The organism is Nibribacter koreensis (assembly GCF_039541795.1).
Classification (GTDB): Bacteria; Bacteroidota; Bacteroidia; order Cytophagales; family Hymenobacteraceae; genus Nibribacter; species Nibribacter koreensis.
The window spans coordinates 1-3,870 of record NZ_BAABGX010000007.1 but is presented as its reverse complement, the minus strand read 5'-3'; the positions used below and the strand labels follow the sequence as shown (position 1 = coordinate 3,870).

Annotated in this window: 2 tRNA genes and 3 rRNA genes; all 5 read right to left on the bottom strand. The window is 55.6% G+C overall.

Annotated elements, in window-relative coordinates:
- A 5S ribosomal RNA gene (rrf, locus tag ABD880_RS19090) occupies positions 1 to 105 on the bottom strand; the annotation flags it as partial.
- 87 nt (positions 106 to 192) lie between these two features.
- Positions 193 to 3,086 (bottom strand): 23S ribosomal RNA (locus ABD880_RS19085).
- A 176-nt stretch (positions 3,087 to 3,262) separates the two neighbouring features.
- A tRNA-Ala gene (locus ABD880_RS19080) sits at positions 3,263 to 3,336 on the bottom strand.
- A 14-nt stretch (positions 3,337 to 3,350) separates the two neighbouring features.
- Positions 3,351 to 3,424, bottom strand: a tRNA-Ile gene (locus tag ABD880_RS19075).
- Positions 3,425 to 3,541: 117 nt separating this feature from the next.
- Positions 3,542 to 3,870 (bottom strand): 16S ribosomal RNA (locus tag ABD880_RS19070); the annotation flags it as partial.

The window sequence follows — 3,870 nt, the reverse complement described above, 5'->3', positions numbered from 1 at the left end:
GGCTACCTACTCTCCCGCGTGTGACCGCAGTACCATCGGCTCGGCGGGGCTTAACTTCTCTGTTCGGAATGGGAAGAGGTGGACACCCGCGACATAGCCACCATTATCTTGAGTATCTCTACTACTAATGATGTGGGGGGTTCGTTTGTCATATTGGGTTGAGAGAAGGGTCACTAGGGTACGCGCGGTGCGGCGCGGAAGCCTCCGGGCAATTAGTACGGCTCGGCTGTGCTGTCTCCAGCTTTACACCTGCCGCCTATCGACGTGGTAGTCTCCCACGGCCCTTGAAAGATATCTCATCTTGGGGTGAGTTTCGCACTTAGATGCTTTCAGCGCTTATCTCATCCGAGCGTAGCTACCCTGCGCTGCAGCTGGCGCCACAACAGGTCCACCAGAGGCTCGTCCATCCCGGTCCTCTCGTACTAAGGACAGGTCCCCTCAAATATCTAACGCCCACTACAGATAGGGACCGAACTGTCTCACGACGTTCTGAACCCAGCTCGCGTGCCACTTTAATGAGCGAACAGCTCAACCCTTGGGACCTTCTCCAGCCCCAGGACGTGACGAGCCGACATCGAGGTGCCAAACCTCCCCGTCGATATGAGCTCTTGGGGGAGATCAGCCTGTTATCCCCGGCGTACCTTTTATCCTTTGAGCGATGGCCCTTCCATGCGGAACCACCGGATCACTATATCCGCCTTTCGGCCCTGCTCGGCTTGTGGGCCTCACAGTCAAGCACCCTTCTGCTATTGCGCTCTGCGCACGGTTACCAAGCGTGCTGAGGGTACCTTTGAAAGCCTCCGTTACTCTTTTGGAGGCGACCACCCCAGTCAAACTACCCACCAAACACTGTCTCCCATCTTAGAGATTAGGCTCCAAGTAACTCAAGGGTGGTATTTCAACGCTGCCTAACCGACGCCTGGCGACGCCGGATCAGAGGCTCCCACCTATCCTACACATGAGTTACCCAGAGTCAATGTTAAGCTATAGTAAAGGTGCACGGGGTCTTTCCGTCCCGTAGCGGGTACTCGGCATCTTCACCGAGACTACAATTTCACCGAGCTCACGGCTGAGACAGCGCCCAGATCGTTACACCATTCGTGCAGGTCGGAACTTACCCGACAAGGAATTTCGCTACCTTAGGACCGTTATAGTTACGGCCGCCGTTTACCGGGGCTTCGATTCAGAGCTTCGCCTTGCGGCTAACCCCCCCTCTTAACCTTCCGGCACCGGGCAGGTGTCAGGCCTTATACCTCATCTTTCGATTTCGCAAAGCCATGTGTTTTTGTTAAACAGTCGCCTGGGCCTTTTCACTGCGGCTTCTCCAATTGCTTGGAGGAAGCGCCCCTTCTCCCGAAGTTACAGGGCCATTTTGCCGAGTTCCTTGGCCGTGATTCACTCGAGCACCTTAGGATTCTCTCCTCGACTACCTGTGTCGGATTGCGGTACGGGTAGCGTGACCTTGAACGCTTAGCGGGTTTTCTTGGGAGCATGGTTAGGGCCGCTATCCCCTTGCCCGGGGGCTTGGGGTACTATCGCATTTCAGCAGGGTCGGCGTACTTGACTACCGTCCCTATACCTACGTGCTTCAACCTGGTATTCCGTCACCAGGCGGGCCTTTCACTTCTCCGTCACCGCATCACTGGGTCACGCTAGTACTGGAATATTAACCAGTTGTCCATCGACTTGTGCTTTCGCCTCCGCCTTAGGACCCGACTAACCCTGATCCGATTAGCGTTGATCAGGAAACCTTAGTCTTTCGGTGTGCGGGTTTCTCGCCCGCATTATCGTTACTTATGCCTACATTTGCTTTTCCCTACGCTCCAGCGCCCATGACCAGGCGCCTTCACCGCAGAAGGGAATGCTCCCCTACCACTGTAGTAAACTACAATCCGCAGCTTCGGTAATATGCTTGATGCCCGATTATTATCGATGCCCTGTCGCTCGACCAGTGAGCTGTTACGCACTCTTTAAATGAATGGCTGCTTCCAAGCCAACATCCTGGCTGTCTAGGCAACTGGACCTCCTTTGTTCAACTTAGCATATATTTAGGGACCTTAGCTGGCGGTCTGGGTTCTTTCCCTCTCGGCCTGGGACCTTAGCACCCCAAGCCTCACTGCCGAGTATGTCTCATGGCATTCGGAGTTCGTCAGGATTCGGTAGGATTTGACTCCCCCTAGTCCTATCGGTAGCTCTACCTCCATGAGACTCCACCTCGACGCTGCCCCTAAAGGCATTTCGGGGAGTACGAGCTATTTCTCAGTTTGATTGGCCTTTCACCCCTACCCTCAGGTCATCCAAAAGCTTTTCAACGCTAACTGGTTCGGACCTCCATTGCGTGTTACCGCAACTTCATCCTGCCCAAGGGTAGATCACAAAGTTTCGCGTCTACCCCCCCTGACTGTGCGCCCTGTTCAGACTCGCTTTCGCTGCGGCTCCGTGCTTTAAAGCACTTAACCTTGCCAGGGAGGAGTAACTCGTAGGCTCATTATGCAAAAGGCACGCCGTCACCCCACGAAGGGGCTCCGACCGCTTGTAGGCGCATGGTTTCAGGTTCTATTTCACCCCCTTATTCAGGGTACTTTTCACCTTTCCCTCACGGTACTGGTTCACTATCGGTCTCTCAGGAGTATTTAGCCTTACCGGATGGTACCGGTGGATTCAGACGGGATTTCTCTGGTCCCGCCCTACTCAGGATCCCACTAGGGCCGAGAAGCTTTCGCTGACGGGGCTCTCACCCTCTGCGGCGCGCCTTCCCAGGCGCTTAAGCTTCACTTCTCGGTCCCACGTCGTGGTCCTACAACCCCAAGGTCGCCGTAACGACCCTGGTTTGGGCTCTTCCGCGTTCGCTCGCCACTACTTGCGGAATCATTGTTATTTTCTCTTCCTCCGGGTACTTAGATGTTTCAGTTCCCCGGGTTCGCCCACCCTAAGGTGTGACTGGTCTTCAACCAGCCGGGTTGCCCCATTCGGAGACCTCCGGATCGAGTCGTATGTGCCGATCCCCGGAGCTTATCGCAGCTTATCGCGTCCTTCCTCGCCTCTGAGAGCCTAGGCATTCCCCATGCGCCCTTCTTAACTTCCTAGCGCCTGCGCATTGCTGCGCGGCGCGTACTCTAGTTTGTTTTCTCTCTTCCCAATATGTCAAAGAACCTCCCCGCCCTCCGCGCAGACATCGCTGTCCGCCCCTCGGGCATGTGCGGCAGGCACCCTTCCGGTCCCTGCCTTTTTCTGTCAGTCGCGCCGCGACTCTGTCGGAGTGTGGAGAATAACGGAGTCGAACCGTTGACCTCCTGCGTGCAAAGCAGGCGCTCTAGCCAGCTGAGCTAATCCCCCAAGTATCTTTAGAGTGGGCCTGCGTGGACTCGAACCACGGACCTCTACATTATCAGTGTAGCGCTCTAACCACCTGAGCTACAAGCCCAGTGAACTGGGCCTCCGCACGCTTCCTGACGAGTGCTGATGCTAATGCTTTCAAGTATGATTTAAGTAGGGGGGATAGGAAAAGTTGAAGCGGGCCGCGCCGAGGCGGCGTCTCCAGAAAGGAGGTGATCCAGCCGCACCTTCCGGTACGGCTACCTTGTTACGACTTAGCCCCAGTTACCAGTTTTACCCTAAGCGGCTCCTTTGACGGTTACCGCCTTCAGGTCTCCCTGACTTCCATGGCTTGACGGGCGGTGTGTACAAGGCCCGGGAACGTATTCACCGCGTCATTGCTGATACGCGATTACTAGCGATTCCAGCTTCACGAAGTCGAGTTGCAGACTTCGATCCGAACTGAGAGCGGCTTTTTGAGATTGGCATCCTGTCACCAGGTAGCGACCCTCTGTACCGCCCATTGTAGCACGTGTGTAGCCCTAGGCGTAAGGG